The following is a 16633-nucleotide window of genomic DNA, read 5'->3' as shown; positions in this document are numbered from 1 at the left end:
GGCGATTTATTCTGCGGGCAGGTACGGCGTGATATTGCGCATGGCGCGCTGAACGTACTCTTCCTTCTCGCCTACAGGCGCGACGTAGTGCATTGCGCTCTCTGCTGCTTCGATGCCTTCCAGGCGAGCGATAATCCAGGTGGCCAGGTATTGAGAAGCAAGGCACCCACCCGCAGTGGCAACGTTACCTCTGGCGAAAAATGCCTGGTTGAGAACATCGACCCCTGCTTCTTGAACCCAGGGCTTCGTCGTCAGATCGGTGCATGCAGGAATGTCCTTGAGCAATCCCAGCTTGGCTAACACCAAGGTTCCCGAACACTGAGCGGCGAGCAATTGCCTCGATGGATCAAGCTGCAGCTGTGCCATAAGGGCAGGGTCGGCCACTACCTCTCGTGTCTGCATACCGCTGCCTACGATGACCGCGTCAGCTTCGCTGGCCTCTTGAAGTGTTGCCTGTGATTCGATGACCACCCCGTTCATGGAGCGAACCTTGGCTGTCGGACTGGCGATTGATACACGCCAACCGGGCTTCTTGATTCGATTCAAAATGCCCAGTGCAATGAGGGAGTCGAGTTCGTTGTAGCCTTCGAAAGTCAGAATTGCGATATGCATGCTGTCTTCTTCCTGTGCAAATTTCGGTTGCGTAGATACATGCTATGAATGAGAGCCAGCACAATCAAATTATTGTAATGGATACATTCTTTCCAGCAGGGTTCTGCGCAGCTAACGTGATGACGTGCGCAAGGCGTCTGGTGGCGGACTCAATCTCTTCGGCACTGAAACCACCCAAGCCCAAAATCAATCCAGAACGGCCATTGCCACCTGAATACATTGGGGACACTGCACGCACCGATACGTGAACTTCGGAGGCCTTTGAGGCAACCCACCTGTCGTCGATACAATCCGCCAGCCAGAGCACCAGATGCATGCCCTGGTCACTGGGTTCCAGCCATGCAAGGTTGCGGGGCACCAACCTGTTTACCGCTTCGATTATTTGCCTGTGGATGTCCGCATACACTCCGCGAATTCGCCGAATGTGTCGATCCAGATGCCCCTCTGCGATAAACGCTGCGAGTACATGCTGATCGGCGTTGGCAGGATGCCGGTCGATCAGGACTCTTGCACCGCAAAAGGCTTGCACCAGGTAAGGCGGAACAATTGCATATCCGAGCCGTAAAGACGGGAACAATATTTTGCTGAATGTCCCCAGATAGATAACGCGGTCGGGGTCCAGTCCTTGCAAGGAGGGAAAAGGGTGGCCGGCGTAACGCAGTTCACCATCATAATCATCCTCGACAATCCAGGCATTGGAAGCCCTGGCCCACGACAACAGGGCGTCGCGTCTGGCCATGCTCATCGGCATGCCGAGCGGGTATTGATGTGACGAGGTAACGAAGGCCGCCCGTGCCTGGGGGCATTGCTCTATTGCGCTTTCAACGTTCAAACCCTCGGAATCAACAGGGACGCGGATCATCTGACTGGTATGGCCTGCGCTTTCCAGAATCCCGGTGATACCCCGGTAAGCCGGATCTTCCACCCACGCAAAATCCCCAACATCGAGAAGCACCTGGCAGGCGAGGTATAGGCCTTGTTGCGTGCCGGACGTGATGATGACCTGGCTCGCTTCACATCGGACAGACCGTGACTTGCGCACGTAATCCGCTACCGCTTCGCGTAACTCAAGAGCGCCCTGTGGATCGCCGTACCCCGATGGAGCTCCGGGCCCACGCGCCCTTATGCGATTACCAAGGCGACGCCAGATATCGTCAGGAGCCACTTTTCCAATCGGCACGGAGACTGAGAACGGAATCTGAGGAGCTGCTCCAAACTGCCGGGCCACCTGAGCGAACCTCTCGATTCGCGCAGAGGGAGTCCACGACCTTGTTTCAGTTGGCCTGCCTTCTTCCTGCTGGCTGGTTGGCGACGCATCTACCAAAGAGCGGGCAACCCGCGTGCCCGCTCTGCCTTGGGATTCCAGGAAGCCCTCTGCGATCAACTGCTCAAATGCCTCGATAACGGTGCCTCGGGCAATCATCAGCGATTTGGCGAGAATGCGCGTCGATGGCAGCAGCTCGCCTGGCTTGACGTCGCCCCTGCGGATCGCAGACCGAAGCGCTTGAGCGAGCTGTCGTCCTAATTGACCTGCACTGCGATCCAGCGTGCCTAGCGATGGAATTTCAACGACGTTGGCTTTTCGTGCCATCAATTCTGGCTCAGTAATAATGTTTGATATTGGCTCTATACCATAGGCCAGTTAGCCAGCACAATTTATATGAAGGCCACACCACCACTGCCGAGACGTTCGGAAAAAGGCGAGTGTTTCCTTACCTGTCCCGCGATGTCCCCACCCTTGAACGATTGACGGAGTTGATATGTACGTACCTGCCCACTTCGATGAGCCTCGCACCGAAGCCCTTCATGAACTGATGGTTCAGAACCCGCTTGGCATTCTTTTTACGAACGGCGAAAGCGGACTGGATGCTAACCACATCCCTTTCGAGTTGAAGGCCTCGCAGGGGCAGTTTGGCGTTCTCCATGCTCACGTAGCGCGAGCTAATCCGGTCTGGCAGGACGTCAAGGATGGGGACGAAGTGCTTGTGGTTTTTCGTGGCGCTGAAGCCTACATCTCGCCCACCTGGTATCCGGGCAAGCACGAAACCCACAAACAGGTTCCGACATGGAACTATAAGGTGGTGCACGCGCATGGGAGGATCACGATTCGGGATGACGAGCGCTACGTTCGTGGGTTGGTGGCCCTCCTGACCCGAACCCAAGAGTCGTCCCGGTCCGAGCCATGGAAAATGACGGATGCCCCGAAGGACTACATCGCCGCGATGCTTAAAGCGATCGTTGGGGTAGAAATCGAGATCACTCGATTGGTCGGTAAATTCAAGTTGGGTCAGAACAAGGAAGCGAGAGACATCCGCGGTGCCGGTCAGGCGTTGAAAGACAACGGAAAAGTAGCGTTAGGGGAGGCAATGCTCGCTGGCGTCGATGCCAAATCCTGAGGTACTCGTGATAATTACGAATTCTCTGGTATAGGTGGAACGTAATCGCTGCGGCTCAAGTCTCACGGCGAGCAGGATGCCGAAGCCTTCGAACGCTTCGTCGCAGACCAGGAGAACATTCTCGAGTGCTATACCGTATCGGGCGAATGGGATTACCTGCTTCGGATCGTCGCGGCTGATATTCGAGACTACGAGCAGTTCTTGATGCACACCCTGTTGCGGCATTCAGCTGTCGCGAATGCCAGTTCACAGTTCGCGCTGTCGCGGGTGAAGTACACCACTAGCGTGCCGGTCTGAAGCCGCAAAGACGACCGAGTGGTTGTTCGGGGGCGTCAGCCCGGGAAGTGATCGCCGAACATGGGATGGCCGCCGGCGGAGCTTTCGCGCGTCGCCTCGTCCTGGATGACGTCCCAATGTTCGACCATCACGCCGTCCTCGAGGCGCAGGATGTCGACCACGACCCAGTTCGCCGGCTGGCCGAGGCCAGAGAACCGGCCGTGCAGCATGACGAAATCGCCTTGCGCCACAGCGAGCTGGCATTCGTAACGCAGGTCGGCCGACCCCGCGGCGACCAGACCGAACAGGCCCTCGCGACCTGGGGGCACATGAGCACTATGTTGGATATAGGAGGGCGACCAGAAGTGTTCGGCCGCAGCCAAATCCTTGCGATTGAATAGGGTTTCGAAGCCTTCGAGAACGATTGCCTTGTTCTCGGCTGGTGTGCGTGTGGTCATAGTCCTGGTCCTATCAGCAATGTGAGGGGCAGGCGAGCGCTGGGGCCGCCCGATGTTGCCAGTTCTGAGCGTCCAGCGCGCTGCCCGGATGAACAGATCGACCGATGCGTCGTGCTGGGTGGTGGCGTTAAATTGGCAGCGATGGTGGGATCAGAGTAGCCACTCTGGAAATGAAACAGGTGTCCAGGGGCAGCTGGGGCACCTATGGCCCCCAGTTGCCGGCGGTGCCGCGTATCAGGCAACTTCGGTGTAGAAGGAATAATCCGTGTAGCCCACCTCCGTGCCGCCGAAGAACGACTCGCGGTCGTACGGGTTCAGCGGCCAGCCGTTGCGCAGGCGCTCTGGCAAGTCAGGGTTGGCGATGAAGTGGCGGCCAAAAGCGACCAGGTCTGCATCGCCGGCCTCAAGGATCGCCTTGGCCGATTCACCGGAGAAGCCGCCCGCTGCGATAAGGGTGCCCTTGTAGTGCTGGCGGATGAGTTGGGACGCCACCGGATTCTGGTCCCGGCTCTCGTCCTCGGCGACACCTAAAATGCGCGGTTCGATCAGATGCAGATAGGCGAGGTCCAGCTTGTTCAGCTCGCGCGCGACATAGGTGAACAAGCCAACGGGGTCGCTGTCGGACATATCGCCGAAATTGCCGCTCGGCCCCAGACGCACCGCCACCCGATTGCTGCCCCAGACGGAGATCACAGCCTCTACCGCTTCCAGCAGGAACCGGCTGCGGTTCTCGAACGAGCCACCGTAGATATCCGTACGTTTGTTGCTGCCGTCCTGCAGGAACTGATCGAACAGGTAGCCGTTGGCCGAGTGCAACTCCACGCCGTCGAAGCCGGCAGCGATACCGCGCTCGGCCGCGGCGCGGAAGCTTTCTACCAGCCCGCGGATTTCTGCGATGGTCAGTTCGCGCGGCGGGCTGCCGGGGGTCCAGCCGGTCTCGGTGAAGGCGAGGCCGCCGTGGTCCACGACGGAAGGGGCTACCGGCTGGGCGCCGTCCGGCTGCAGCAGGCTATTGGACTGGCGCCCTGCATGGTAGAGCTGCAGGAAGATTTTGCCGCCCTTGGCATGGACGGCGTCGGTCACAAGCTTCCAGCCAGCGATCTGGCTGTCGTCATATAGACCGGGAGCACCGAGGTAGCCATTGCCATTGGGTGCAGCGATAGTGGCTTCGCCGATCAGCAGGCCACCGGCGGTGGTACGCTGGGCGTAGTACTCGGCCATCAACTGGCCAGGGATGGCGCCCGGTTCGGCACGCATCCGGGTAAGTGGCGCTAGGACGACGCGATGGGTAATTTGGTATGGGCCTACTTGGATGCTCGTATGCAGTTTGGACATGACATCGATACCTGGCAGTGGTGGGATGGGCGCAATGTAGGCGTAAAATTTGTGAAGAAAAATATCCCGCGATGCCGAACATTTCGGATAGTTTTTCCGTAATCCCGCCTTGTTGGTGGGGTACTGCTGGAGCAAGCAGGAAAAGTGATGGAAAGCCTGAGTGGCATTTCAATGTTCGTGCAAGTTGCCGAAACGCGCAGCTTTACCGAGGCCGGCCGGCAGATGGGGGTGTCGTCCTCGACCGTGGGCAAAACCATCGCTCGGATGGAGGAACGCTTGCATGTACGGCTGTTTCATCGCAGTACACGCAGTATCACGCTGACTGCCGAGGGGACCCTGTTCCTTGAGCGATGCCGCCGCATCCTCAGCGAGGTCACCGCTGCCGAGTCCGAGCTGTCAGGCCTGGCTGGCAGTCCACGTGGGCGGCTTCGCGTGGGCACACCTCTACTGGGCGACCTGATGATGCCGGCCTTTGACGGCTTCATGGAGCGGTATCCGGAAGTCGAACTGGATATTGATTTTTGCGACCGCATGGTCGATGTGATCGAGGAGGGGTTCGACGCGGTGATTCGGACCGGCGAGCAAACCGATTCGCGCTTGGCCGCGCGCCGCTTGGGTTCCTGCGCACATGTGCTGGTGGCGTCGCCCACGTATCTCAAGCGGCATGGTGTACCCACTTATCCGCGTGAACTGGAACGCCATTTATGCCTGCAGCACAAATTCCCCGCAACGGGAAAGCTGGAGCGTTGGCCGCTGCGGCTCGAAGCCTCCGAGGCTGAATTGGTGCTGCCCGCCACGATGACGTCGAATACGATCGAGCCTCTTGCCTATGCCGCAATCCAGGGCAGGGGCATTGCCTTTCTGCCTACCTTCCTGGTGCGCGAAGCGCTGGAAGGCGGCCAGCTGGTCACAGTGCTGGACGACAACATGGACCGCCAGGTCGTCTTCTGGATGCTGTGGCCAGCCAGCCGCTATGCCTCGCCCAAGCTGCGCGTTTTCATTGACTACATGAGTGCGCACTTGCGCATCTGATTTCTCACGCCTGCAACCTGAGGCGCACGCCTTCGTGGTTGGAGAGCTCGATGGCGTCGATCAAATCGTGCATGCGCAAGGCGTCTGCGAAGGTGGGCGCCAGGTGTGTGCCGACGCGCCAGTCGGTCATTTGCTGGCGTCCAGCACGACGCGGTAGCGCGCCTTGCCACTGCGTAGGTGATCGATGGCGTCGTTGACCCGGCTCATGGGAAAGTGCTCGACCTGCGGCAGGATCTGATGACGTGCGCAGAATTCCAGCATGGTCGCCGTGGTACTGGGTGAGCCGACCGGCGAGGCGGACAAGGTCTTTTGTTGGGGAAGCAGATCGAACACGTGCACTGGAATAGCGCCGGGCACTACGCCAACAAAATGCAGGCGACCCTTGCCGCGCAGGGTTCCGAGCATGGCCGGCCAGTCGAGGTCGGCGTTGGCGGTGACCAGGAGAAAATCCAGGGTGCCGGCAATGGACTTCAGCGCGTTACTGTCGGTAGAGGCGACTACTTTGTGTGCGCCCAGGTGCCTGGCTTCGTCCTGCTTGCTCAACGACGAGGTAAAGGCCGTGACTTCGCAGCCCCAGGCGTTGAGGAAGCGTAGTGCCAGATGACCGAGGCCGCCGATTCCCACCACACCGACCCGGTCAGTGGGCTTGACGTCGAATTCCACAAGTGGGCTGAACACCGTCGAGCCGGCGCAAAACAGTGGTCCGGCCATGGCCGGGTCGAGTCCGTCCGGTATCGGAAGAGCCCAGGCCCAGTGCGAACGCAGGCGGTCGGCGAAGCCTCCGTTGCTGCCGATGATGGTGGGTTGGACTGTGCTGCATAGCTGGTGGGAGCCTTCGATACACGAGGAGCAATGCATGCAGCTGCCCTTGTACCAACCAATGCCCACCCGTTGTCCCGTTTCGAGACCGCGTACCTGTGCGCCCACTCGCACGATACTGCCGACCACCTCGTGGCCGGGGATAAAGGGGTAGTGGCTCAGGCCCCATTCGTTATCGATCATCGACTGGTCAGAGTGGCAAACGCCGCAATACTCCACTGCGACTTCTACCTCCTCTTCCCCCAATGGACCGGGATCGTAGCTATAACGCTCCAGTGGAGCGCCGGCCGCCGTTGCGGCCCAGCCGGTGAAGGTCGTGAGTTCGGTGCTATCGCTCATTGGATACCTCCGGATCAGGAGACAGGGGCTTTGGCAGTTCAGGTGCCGCGGCGGAGCCAGGAAGTGTAGCGCGTCGCTTGCCGTCGTCTCTGGTGCCGATATCTTGGTCACCATCGTCATCCGCGATGGCAAGCTCGTCAATGCCTGATGTACGACTCCTTTTTCCCCTCCTGATATCGGTCGCACATAACCATTCGTTCGCCGATCGCCTTCATCGGTGCCTGCATCCGCCATTCCTCGCACCTTGTTTCAGTGTCGATCACAAAAAGTGCGGGCAACACGGGTCAAATGTGGGAGCGAGCTTGCTCGCGATGGGGCCATCACATTCGACATTGATGCTGACTGCAGATCGCTATCGCGAGCAAGCTCGCTCCCACAAGAGCCCTTAGGGCCAGCCTCTGCAGCTATTCAAAGAAGTCGAGGGACACGCCGGTTGGTCTGGCCATTCATCCAGACCGGCCAAAGGGTATTTACTACCCTATCCGGGTTTCATTAACCCAAGGTGGCGAGGTTCAAATGACCCGAATAATTCCAGGTCCTTGATAAATGGCCGGTTAAAGGTTGGCATGATTAATGGATTGCATAAGGTCTAACGCTCCATCAGCAAAACGAGCATTCTGTATGGCCGAAGTCACTCCAGTTTCCCGCGTGCAACACACGCTGCTAGAAGATGTTTTGGCCGTGCTCGTCGGCACGTTGATGGTCTCGTTCGGCATCATGCTGCTACGCCAGGCGGGTGCGCTGACAGGTGGTACGGCGGGGGTGGCTTTCCTGATCCATTACGCCTCGGATGTTTCATTCGGTATAGCGTTTTTCCTCATCAATCTGCCTTTCTATTACCTCGCCATCCGGCGCATGGGCTGGGTGTTCACCCTCAAGACTTTTTGTGCCGTCGCATTGGTTTCGCTGTTCACTGACCTGCATTTGCGATTTATCCATATCGATCAGCTCCAGCCAATCTACGCTACCTTGGTCGGCAGCCTGATCATGGGGCTGGGCTTCATTGTGCTGTTCAGACACAAGGCGAGCCTGGGAGGGGTCAACATCCTCGCACTCTACCTGCAGGACCGATTTGGCATACGTGCCGGCAAACTGCAATTGATCGTGGACGTTTTTGTCATGTTCGCTTCGCTGTACGTAGTGAGTGTGCCGGCGCTCATCATTTCAGTAGCGGGAGCGGTGGTGTTGAACCTGATCATTGCGATGAATCATCGGCCTAACCGCTACGCAGCGTGAGCTTCGGCATCAGGACCTTCGGGTCCTTTTTTCGTTCCGGCAGGAACCACCCCCTCACGTATTTGTTGCAACCCGCCGTTGGCCGAACGACAGTGCGAGTCATTATCAGTCGTGAATTATTCCATTGTCATGCCCGCCAACGACTTGTATCAATACGACGGTGTGCCGCTGGACATGGGCAGCAGCTATGTCCAGGCCGACAGTTTCAGCAGCGACATGGCGTATTACGACCGGGTCGAAGTCTGCGCGGCGCGGCGGGGATGATGAAGGGCTCGGGCGGCACCTCGGGCGGGGTGAACTTCGTTCGTAAACGCAGCCAGGCCACGGCCCAGATGGCGCTAGGGCTTTTAGAGCTTCTGCAGTTAGCATTACGCTTTATCAGCGCACCAAACGACAGGTTGGTTAACGTAACCGAGTGGGTCAAACATTGATCGAACGACGTCAATTCAGCGGAGGCATGAAGGGGAAAAACCTCCGCTATCTAAATGAAAACCCAGCCGAGCCTGCTCGAATGACCCGGACCGGCTTTTTGCTGCTCGAGCATTTCTCGCTGCCTGCGTTCACGCAAGCGCTGGATACGATTGTCACCGCGAATCTTCTACGACCCGGGTTGTTCTCTTCCCGCACGTTCGGCTTGAATGACGGGGAGGTCGTCAGCGATCTGGGCCTGGTCATTCGGCCGGATGCACGTATCGATGCTTCAGCCATTTACAACCTGGATCTGCTGGTCATTTGCGGCGGCTACAGGACAGAACTGAAGGCGACCGATGAGTTGATCAGCCTGTTGAGAGCGGCGGCAGACCTGGGTGTCAGTCTGGCCGGGTTGTGGAATGGCGCATGGTTCCTGGGCAGCGCAGGTTTGCTCGATGGATATCGTTGCGCCATTCACCCCGAACATCGCCCCGCACTCGCGGAAATCTCCAAGGCGACGCATGTCACCAGTGAGCCCTATGTCATTGATCGAGACCGGCTCACCGCTTCCAGTCCCTCGGGGGCCTTCCATATGGCGTTGGACTGGATCAAGGGATTGCACGATAAAGCACTTGTAGAGGGTATCGAGGACATTCTGGCTTTCGAGGAGTCTCGTTATCGGCGCATCAAACCGGCTGAAAATATCTGTGTGAGCGCGCCGTTACGCGAGGTGGTCAAGCTGATGGATGCCAACCTCGAAGAGCCTCTGGAGCTGGAGCAGTTGGCGGTCTACGCAGGCCGTTCCCGTCGACAACTCGAACGTTTGTTCAAGGAGCAACTGGGAACGACGCCGCAACGGTATTACATGGAATTGCGTATCACCGAGGCGCGTCGACTCCTGCAACACACAGAGCTATCCCAGGTCGACGTGCTGGTTGCCTGTGGTTTTGTTTCGCCCAGTCATTTCAGCAAGTGCTATAGCTCGTATTTCGGCTACAGACCTTCCAAGGAAACGCGACTCGTCAAGTAAAAGCATTTTTTCGAGTCTGCGCGCCCTCGTAATTTTTGCAGGTTCAAGCCGCCACCATGTCGTTTGTCAGATGCATGGTTAAGCGCCTCTTGCTGTATATTCGCCAACAATAAACAACGGCAGTGACGTTATGAGCCAATCAGAGAAGCGGGCGAGTGCCCTGGCACTATATCCAGAGGACACCCGCGAGGCGGCGGCCCTGCTCAAGCAAGCTATTCCTCTGATGGTGCGTCACAACATCCCGCCCAACCCGGTGCACTACGCCCTCTGGTACACCTACAGCAAAGGCCTGGAACCAGAGCTCAATCGCCACCTGGACAGGGTTGTCAAAGACTTCGACAGTTTCCCCCCGGAATCCGCGGCGAAGCTTTTTCGCGACTACATCATTCGCGACGAATTGGAGGACGCCCGCGCCGGGCAGCAACAAGCGATCAATCTGGTTGACGACATGGAGCGTGACGTCTCGCGTAGCGTGAAGGGTAGTCTCAACTTTCAGGCCAGCCTTGGGCACTGCCTGAAAATGCTCGATGAACCGGTCAGCGAAGGGTTGCCCACCATACTGAGCGAGCTGCAACAGAGCACCCAGCTCATGCAGGATCAGCAAGAGCTTTTCCTCTCCCAGCTGCACGCTGCTCAAAATGAGATTAAAAGCCTGCGAGACAAGCTTGAACGCACCCAGCTGGCTGCGACGCTGGACGGTCTGACTCAGGTGCTCAACCGAAACACCTTCACGCGCTTGCTGGAGCAAGCACTGGGCAATGCCTCCCCGCGCGTGGCACTGGTCATGCTGGATATCGATCACTTCAAGCAATTCAATGACCAGTACGGTCACCCGTTAGGGGACCGCGTCCTCCAGCATGTCGGTCAGGTACTGCGTAACTCGCTGCCACCTCACGCCTTGGCGGCACGCTATGGCGGCGAAGAGTTCTGCGTCATCCTGCAAGAGTGCACCGATCTCGACAGTGCCCATGCCTTCGCCGAGCAACTGCGTCTGAAAATCCAGTCGCTACGGATCAAGGCACGTAGCACCGACAAGGTGCTCGACACAATCACTGCGTCCTTTGGTGTCGCCCTCGCCAAAACGGGTGACAACCTGGAGAGCCTCCTGACTCGCGCCGATGACGCGCTTTACCAAGCCAAGCGCAATGGGCGCAACCAGGTACACCGGTAAGGCTCTTTGGGGCGCCAGGATGCAGGGTGCTCAGACCTGTCCGGTAGTTTTCTTGCCGCTTGCGATAATGCACATGACTGCTTCCATCAATTCCAGGCTATCAACTGGCGGATCCGGCAGCACCGTTGGTGGGATCTCCGTCAGAAAGCATCTGTTTGAGGCATTCACGTTCTTCAGTTCCGGGTAGCACTCCAGTCGTAGTCGCCTCCAGCACTGTGATTCCCTCTGCGTTGAGTATCCTGACTTCGGCTTTTGCGTGACCGCGTTCATCGATGTCAGCGATGAGCCAGTGGCAGGTGATCTGTTCTCCCGCATAAACCGGTCGTTTGAACGCGAAACTCATCCCTGTTGCCAGCCAACCGATTTGCCCGCCAATTTCGGTGACGAGGCTTGCTGTCAGAAGGCCATGGGCGATGGGCGCCTTGAACTTTCGTATCTCGGCGTAGCGTGCATCGCAGTGAACCGGATTGTAGTCTCGAGAAATCTGCGCGAATTGACGAATATCGTCATCTGAAAAGCAGCGGACTATCGTGAACCGGTCTCCGACCTGGAGACCTTCGGCAGCACGATCTCTTGGGCTCTTCATAAAGACTCCTTGGGCGGTGAGGGTGGGAGGTTAAAAAGTATGTTCGTGGCCCGGAAATGTTCCTGCACCCACCTCAAGTGCAAAGTCCCTTGCTGCTGTCTGAAGTACCGAACGAAGGTCGGCGTATTGCTTGACGAATCGCGGCATACGACCTGTGCGCAGTCCGGCCATGTCCTGCCAGACCAGCACCTGGGCATCGCATTGGCTACCCGCGCCAATTCCGACGGTAGGAATTGAAACGGCTTCAGTGATCGCTCGACCCACATCTCCTGGCACCATCTCAATCAAAACAGCGAATGCGCCCGCTGCTTCAAACGCTTTGGCACTGTCTATCAGGCGCTGCGCATCTTCGCCCCGACCCTGGACGCGATAGCCACCCAGTTGATGTTCCATCTGTGGTGTGAAACCGATGTGCGCCATGACGGGTATGCCAGAGCGGACGAGCTTCTCGACCTGAGGCAGCATTTCGATTCCACCCTCCAGTTTGACCGCATGCGCACCGGCTTCTTTCATGAACCGGACGGCTGTGTGGAAGCATTGCTCCGCCGAGGCCTGGTAAGAGCCCGGCCCTCTTTTTTCATTTGTTTCAGATGCGGGATCCGGACTCGTGGCGCCTGTTGGGCGTTGTCATACGGTGAGGGCTGATCGCTCATGGTGTTGTCTCGCTGAAATAATGGATTAACCCAGCATCTGCTCGGTGAGCAGTACGACCGCGATGATGATCATGGCCGCTCCGGAGAAACGACTGACAAAGTGAGCAGCGGCGGGACGTGCCTGCAGTACGACCTGTGAGCCAAATCCGACCAGCAGATAGATAACGCCACAACTGACGGTGTGGATGAGCCCCAGCGCAATCATCTGCATCGGCACAGGCCAGGCAGCGGCAGCGTCGGTAAATTGAGGCAATAGCGCCAGGAACAGCAGGAACACTTTCGGATTCAGCCCGCTCACGCAAAGCCCCTTGATCGCCCAGCGCTTCCAGGAGCCCGACGCCTGAATGTCATCAGCGTGCGGCGTAGCGGGGCGGGCAAGCATGTTGATGCCCAACCACAGCAGATAACCCGCCCCGACAACGGTAAGTACCGACAAGGCAACGGGGTGGTTGGCAACCAGCGTGCCGACACCACCGGCAACAATCACGGTTGCTATCAAATGACCGGACAACAGCCCGCCCACGGCGGGTATGACGACCCGGCCCCGCAAACCCGCTGAAATCGCGTAGGCCCAATCTGCGCCTGGCGTGATGACGAACAGAATCGACACCGCCCAGAAGGCAACGAAAACGCTCAAGGTCATGGCGCTAGCCACTTCTGCTGCTGACACACCGCGCTCTGCATCGTCCCGCTCCGACAAATATTGGATTGAGGAAGAATAATGAAATCTTGTTAGAATTTACTTTCAAAGATATTCATGAAAACGCTGCAGGATGGGAGATTCTTCCAAATGGACAGGATTGATCGAAAGATTCTTTCTGAGCTTCAAAAGGACGGTCGCCTTTCGGTCACCGACCTCGCCGAGCGTGTGGGACTGAGCCTTTCCCCTTGCCATCGACGAGTACGGGCACTGGAAGAGTCGGGTGTGTTGCTCGGCTATAGAGCACAGCTGGACCCGGGCGCATTGGGCCTTAACTTTTCCGCCATGGTGTTTGCCACGCTTCGTGAGGGAGACAGGCAAGCTGTCGAGGCTTTCGAGACGGCGCTCGTTGACATTGCGCAAGTGGTCGATGCCCAGAGGTTATTCGGGGAGCCGGACTACCTGCTGCACGTCATCACTGAGGATTTGCCGGCCTTCCAACGGCTCTACGATGAGAGCCTTTCGACCTTGCCCAACGTTCAACGGTTGACCTCGACCCTCGTTATGAAACGGGTCATTCAGGATAGGCCTCTACCTTTGTGATGGCGGTGGTAAGCCCTGCGGTTTCGTCTTTCAAGCACAGAATTTTACAGCATGTTTCGAAAGCTTACTCATATGACGCCTAATGAGTATCGACGAGAAGAGGAGCAGTGCACGGGAGGCGACAGCAACTGATGAGTCATCCGTATCAGTGCCCTTTGACCTTCTTGATGCGCAGCACAATCAGCGCAAGAATGCCGATCGCGATGGGCGTCATGGCCAACATGGCCTCCCGTGGGGCCACCTCGGCGCCGAGCAGGTGCAACCCTGAGTAGCCAAGCTTGAGCAGGTTCAGCAGGTAGTAGGTGATGGCGATAATCGAGAAACCTTCCACGGCGCGCTGGATCTTGATCTGGGTATCGGCGCGGGTGTTCAGGCTTTTGAGGATTTCCGAGTTCTGTTCTTCCATTTCGACCTGCACCCGCGCCTGTAGTAGGTCGCCCAGGTTGGCCACGCTTTTGGCCAGATGTTCCAGGCGTTGCTCGGTGGCGGCACAGTACCTGACGGTAGGCTTGAAGCGCCTTTCGATGAAGATGCCGAGGCGCTGGCAATCCCCCACGTGACTTTCCCGCAGTTCTCCAAGACGCTCGAATACCAGCTGGGCGTAGGCCTGGGTGGCACTGAAACGGTGGCGGGTTTTCGCAGTGCTACTGACTATCTGCGCCGACAGGCTGGAAATGTCGGCCAGCAGGACTTTGGCATTTTCGGTGTCGGCACCGGCATTACGCTCGGAGAGGGTGACCAAGGTCCTGTCGAAGACATTGAGTTGGGTGCTCAAGGTCTTGGCAGTGGTCAATGACATCGAGGCCATCATTCGGTAGGTCTCGATTTCCAGCAGGCGGCGGATCATCCGTCCCTGGCGGTAAGCGTTCAGGCGCCGGTTGATGAACAAGAAACGGTTGCTGCCGTCCTCGCCGAGGCGAAAGTCACTCCAGACCACGGCGTCACCTCCTCCCACGCAAGAGCCGCAAGGGTCCTTGAAGCCATAGCTCGCAAGGTCCAGTGCCTCTTCACCACGCACTACAATCTGTACCGAGTTGATCATCTGCTGCAAATGCGCTTCAACCCCTTGCGCCAGCGACTCGGGCAACGATGTCCAGGACAGGTCATGGCTGGACGAAGTGACCACCAGGGTCAGGGTGAAGAACTCGGCGTGACGTTCCCACTTCAGTGGGTGGCCGTCGAGGTGAGTGATGCCCTGGGCCGCATTCGGGTCAAAGGGGGCAGGGCAGCAGTTCTGCAGCAGCGCGTTGCACTCGGCGTCCCCACCGAGGAAGGCCAGATGAAACACATGGGCCGGCTCGTTGAAATACAGAGACGGGCGCGCGTGTAATTCGTTGTGCAGGGTTTGTCTTTGCGGATGCATGCTGTTCCGGCCATTGATCGACTGCTGTTATTGATGGGACAGGCCGACGAACTCACGAGTCACAAGGTTCCGAATTCGTCACGGCCGACAGGGTTTAGAGTCCCAAGGGCTGGATTTTTGGTGTGAGCAGGCCGGCTGTTTCACCTCCATCTATCGTCAGAGAAGTGCCGTTGATATAGCTGGAAGCCGGGGAGAGGAGCCAGCAAATGGCTGCTGCAACTTCTTCGGGGCGGGCCAGCCGGCCGGCTGGTATACGAGACGTCAGAGCGGCGGTCTTCTTGGCGTCTGCAATGACCCCACTCATCATTCGCGTGGCAATCTGACCGGGGCAGACAGCATTGAAACGTACCGTCGCGCCGTATTCGAGGGCTAGTGCCTGGGTTAATCCGAGCAGTGCGGCCTTGCTTGCACAGTAGGTCGCCAGGCCTTGTTCCCCGGTCTTGCCGGCAATCGATGAGACGTTGACGACTGCACCGTGACCCGACTGTAAACCGGGCAGCGCGTGCTTGATGAAGAAGAATGCGGAACGAGTATTGACCTCGAACATGCTGTCCCATTCCAGCTGGGTGGTTTCATGAAAAACCTTGCGACCGGCCGTGCCAGCATTGTTGACCAAACCTTTGAGCGAGCCATTGCCCAACTCCAGCGCTTTGGCGACCACCCTTTGGCAGTCCGCCTCGCTGCGTACGTCGCCCGCGACGAACGTACTCGATGGCAAGCGTTTTTCCAGCGCCAGTCCGGCTTCGCTATCACGTCCGCTAAAGACCACGTTAAACCCTTGATTGGCCAGAGACTCGACGGTTGCCGCGCCAATACCGTGGGTGCCGCCAGTGACGATATACATGTTCAGGATTCCCGATGAGTGTTGCGCTGGGAGCGCAGGGTCAGAAAGGTAGTGGTCAGCAGGCCGGCGATACCCACCAGCAGCAAAAATGTCGACATGGCTACGATGGAGGGGTCGATGGTGTCGCGGATGCCGTCGAACATCTGTCGGGGTAACGTGCGCTGGCTTGGGCCGCCGATAAACAGCACTACGACGATTTCATCGAACGAGGTCATAAAGGCAAACAACGCGCCCGACACAACGCCCGGGGTGATGATCGGCAGGGCTATGCCCAGAAACGCCCGCGTCGGCGAGGCGCCAGACATCGCCGCAGCTTTGAGCAACGTCATGTCGAACCCTTGCAGACTGGCGGCAACACTGATCAGCACGAAAGGCGTGGCCAATACCGTGTGCGCCAATATCAGGCCGGTCATGGTGCCGGTCAGGCCCAGTTGGCCGAACAGGAAGTACATGCCCAGCCCGGAAATGACCGGTGGGAAAATCATCGGTGAAATCAGCAGGCCAAGGATGCTGCTGGCTGCTGGCAAGTTGCGCCGGGCGAATGCCAGTGCCGCCAGGGTGCCAAGCAAGGTGGCGAGCAAGGTCGAGGCAATGCCGACTATCAGGCTGTTGCCAAGCGCCTGCATCCAGGGGCCGCTGGTGAATACCCGTTCATACCATTGCAGGGAAAACCCCGGTAGCGGATAGGAGAGAAAGGAGCCGCTGCTAAAGGAAATCGGCACCACGGCCAGCAATGGCGCGATCATGAACACGCTCATGGCCAGGCCGAACAGCACGTGGGCCTTGCGTGCGATTGACGCAAAAAAGAAATGATTCATGGGTCAAGGCT

18 protein-coding genes and 2 pseudogenes are annotated in these 16633 nt (G+C 58.0%); 8 read left to right on the top strand and 12 right to left on the bottom strand.

What is annotated here, in order from left to right; all coding sequences use genetic code 11:
- Positions 1-6: 6 nt before the first annotated feature.
- Positions 7-612, bottom strand: coding sequence for a DJ-1/PfpI family protein (locus tag AC3I0A_RS16650; RefSeq protein ID WP_489373187.1), 606 nt, complete (start codon positions 610-612; stop codon positions 7-9).
- Between the two features lie 64 nt (positions 613-676).
- On the bottom strand, positions 677-2203 hold the full coding sequence (gene pdxR / locus AC3I0A_RS16645) for a MocR-like pyridoxine biosynthesis transcription factor PdxR (protein WP_489373185.1): 1527 nt from the start codon (positions 2201-2203) through the stop codon (positions 677-679).
- A 169-nt stretch (positions 2204-2372) separates the two neighbouring features.
- On the opposite strand from pdxR, the gene AC3I0A_RS16640 reads away from it, so the two are divergent.
- Positions 2373-3008, top strand: coding sequence for an FMN-binding negative transcriptional regulator (locus tag AC3I0A_RS16640; RefSeq protein WP_489373183.1), 636 nt, complete (start codon positions 2373-2375; stop codon positions 3006-3008).
- Positions 3009-3056: 48 nt separating this feature from the next.
- A complete protein-coding gene (locus AC3I0A_RS16635) occupies positions 3057-3305 on the top strand; it encodes an Lrp/AsnC ligand binding domain-containing protein (RefSeq protein WP_489378523.1) in 249 nt (82 codons plus the stop codon).
- 35 nt (positions 3306-3340) lie between these two features.
- On the opposite strand, the gene AC3I0A_RS16630 is transcribed toward AC3I0A_RS16635, so the two are convergent.
- Both AC3I0A_RS16630 and AC3I0A_RS16625 read right to left on the bottom strand, forming a co-directional pair.
- Positions 3341-3742: a nuclear transport factor 2 family protein gene (locus tag AC3I0A_RS16630; RefSeq protein WP_489373181.1), complete on the bottom strand. Its 402-nt coding sequence runs from the start codon at positions 3740-3742 to the stop codon at positions 3341-3343.
- Between the two features lie 234 nt (positions 3743-3976).
- Positions 3977-5077 (bottom strand): alkene reductase, encoded by a 1101-nt coding sequence (locus AC3I0A_RS16625; RefSeq protein ID WP_489373179.1) that lies wholly within the window; start codon positions 5075-5077, stop codon positions 3977-3979.
- A 147-nt stretch (positions 5078-5224) separates the two neighbouring features.
- Here AC3I0A_RS16625 and AC3I0A_RS16620 point away from each other — a divergent pair, with 147 nt between their 5' ends.
- Complete coding sequence (locus tag AC3I0A_RS16620; protein ID WP_489373177.1) at positions 5225-6109, top strand: LysR family transcriptional regulator; 885 nt, start codon at positions 5225-5227, stop codon at positions 6107-6109.
- Positions 6110-6113: 4 nt separating this feature from the next.
- Here the strand turns inward: AC3I0A_RS16620 and AC3I0A_RS16615 are convergent, their stop codons facing one another.
- Positions 6114-6239 carry a hypothetical protein gene (locus tag AC3I0A_RS16615; protein WP_489373176.1) on the bottom strand — a complete coding sequence of 42 codons (126 nt, stop codon included), beginning with the start codon at positions 6237-6239 and terminating at the stop codon, positions 6114-6116.
- Entirely contained in the window at positions 6236-7267 is a 1032-nt protein-coding gene (gene ahr / locus AC3I0A_RS16610) for an NADPH-dependent aldehyde reductase Ahr (protein ID WP_489373174.1), read from the bottom strand. Before ahr ends, AC3I0A_RS16615 begins: the two co-directional genes overlap by 4 nt.
- A 621-nt stretch (positions 7268-7888) precedes the next feature.
- Between ahr and AC3I0A_RS16605 the strand changes: the two genes are divergently transcribed.
- The 4 genes and pseudogenes from AC3I0A_RS16605 (at position 7889) to AC3I0A_RS16590 (ending at position 11115) form a co-directional block, all read left to right on the top strand.
- On the top strand, positions 7889-8503 hold the full coding sequence (locus AC3I0A_RS16605) for a YitT family protein (RefSeq protein WP_489373173.1): 615 nt from the start codon (positions 7889-7891) through the stop codon (positions 8501-8503).
- Positions 8504-8650: 147 nt separating this feature from the next.
- Positions 8651-8850: pseudogene (locus AC3I0A_RS16600) on the top strand (hypothetical protein); the annotation flags it as partial.
- A gap of 80 nt (positions 8851-8930) precedes the next feature.
- Positions 8931-9944, top strand: a complete 1014-nt coding sequence (locus AC3I0A_RS16595; RefSeq protein WP_489373171.1) for a GlxA family transcriptional regulator — start codon at positions 8931-8933, stop codon at positions 9942-9944.
- A gap of 130 nt (positions 9945-10074) precedes the next feature.
- Complete coding sequence (locus AC3I0A_RS16590) at positions 10075-11115, top strand: GGDEF domain-containing protein (protein WP_489373170.1); 1041 nt, start codon at positions 10075-10077, stop codon at positions 11113-11115.
- A 100-nt stretch (positions 11116-11215) separates the two neighbouring features.
- On the opposite strand, the gene AC3I0A_RS16585 is transcribed toward AC3I0A_RS16590, so the two are convergent.
- The 3 genes and pseudogenes from AC3I0A_RS16585 to AC3I0A_RS16575 form a co-directional block, all read right to left on the bottom strand.
- Positions 11216-11701: a MaoC family dehydratase gene (locus tag AC3I0A_RS16585; RefSeq protein WP_489373168.1), complete on the bottom strand. Its 486-nt coding sequence runs from the start codon at positions 11699-11701 to the stop codon at positions 11216-11218.
- Positions 11702-11731: 30 nt separating this feature from the next.
- Positions 11732-12265, bottom strand: a pseudogene (locus tag AC3I0A_RS16580) (3-methyl-2-oxobutanoate hydroxymethyltransferase); the annotation flags it as partial.
- A 114-nt stretch (positions 12266-12379) separates the two neighbouring features.
- Positions 12380-12997 (bottom strand): LysE family translocator, encoded by a 618-nt coding sequence (locus AC3I0A_RS16575; RefSeq protein ID WP_489373166.1) that lies wholly within the window; start codon positions 12995-12997, stop codon positions 12380-12382.
- Between the two features lie 147 nt (positions 12998-13144).
- Between AC3I0A_RS16575 and AC3I0A_RS16570 the strand changes: the two genes are divergently transcribed.
- Positions 13145-13597 (top strand): Lrp/AsnC family transcriptional regulator, encoded by a 453-nt coding sequence (locus AC3I0A_RS16570; protein ID WP_489378522.1) that lies wholly within the window; start codon positions 13145-13147, stop codon positions 13595-13597.
- A gap of 145 nt (positions 13598-13742) precedes the next feature.
- On the opposite strand, the gene AC3I0A_RS16565 is transcribed toward AC3I0A_RS16570, so the two are convergent.
- From AC3I0A_RS16565 to AC3I0A_RS16555, 3 genes are all read right to left on the bottom strand, one after another.
- The gene (locus tag AC3I0A_RS16565) at positions 13743-14960 is read right to left on the bottom strand and encodes a DUF3422 domain-containing protein (protein ID WP_489373165.1); all 1218 of its coding nucleotides are present in this window, start codon (positions 14958-14960) and stop codon (positions 13743-13745) included.
- Between the two features lie 94 nt (positions 14961-15054).
- On the bottom strand, positions 15055-15804 hold the full coding sequence (locus tag AC3I0A_RS16560; RefSeq protein WP_489373163.1) for an SDR family NAD(P)-dependent oxidoreductase: 750 nt from the start codon (positions 15802-15804) through the stop codon (positions 15055-15057).
- A 2-nt stretch (positions 15805-15806) separates the two neighbouring features.
- Complete coding sequence (locus tag AC3I0A_RS16555) at positions 15807-16622, bottom strand: ABC transporter permease (protein WP_489373161.1); 816 nt, start codon at positions 16620-16622, stop codon at positions 15807-15809.
- Positions 16623-16633: the final 11 nt, after the last annotated feature.

It is taken from the genome of Pseudomonas sp. KH_024_B2, from assembly GCF_057839965.1.
The sequence above is the reverse complement of the archived record's forward strand: the minus strand, read 5'-3'. Positions and strand labels throughout refer to the sequence as shown.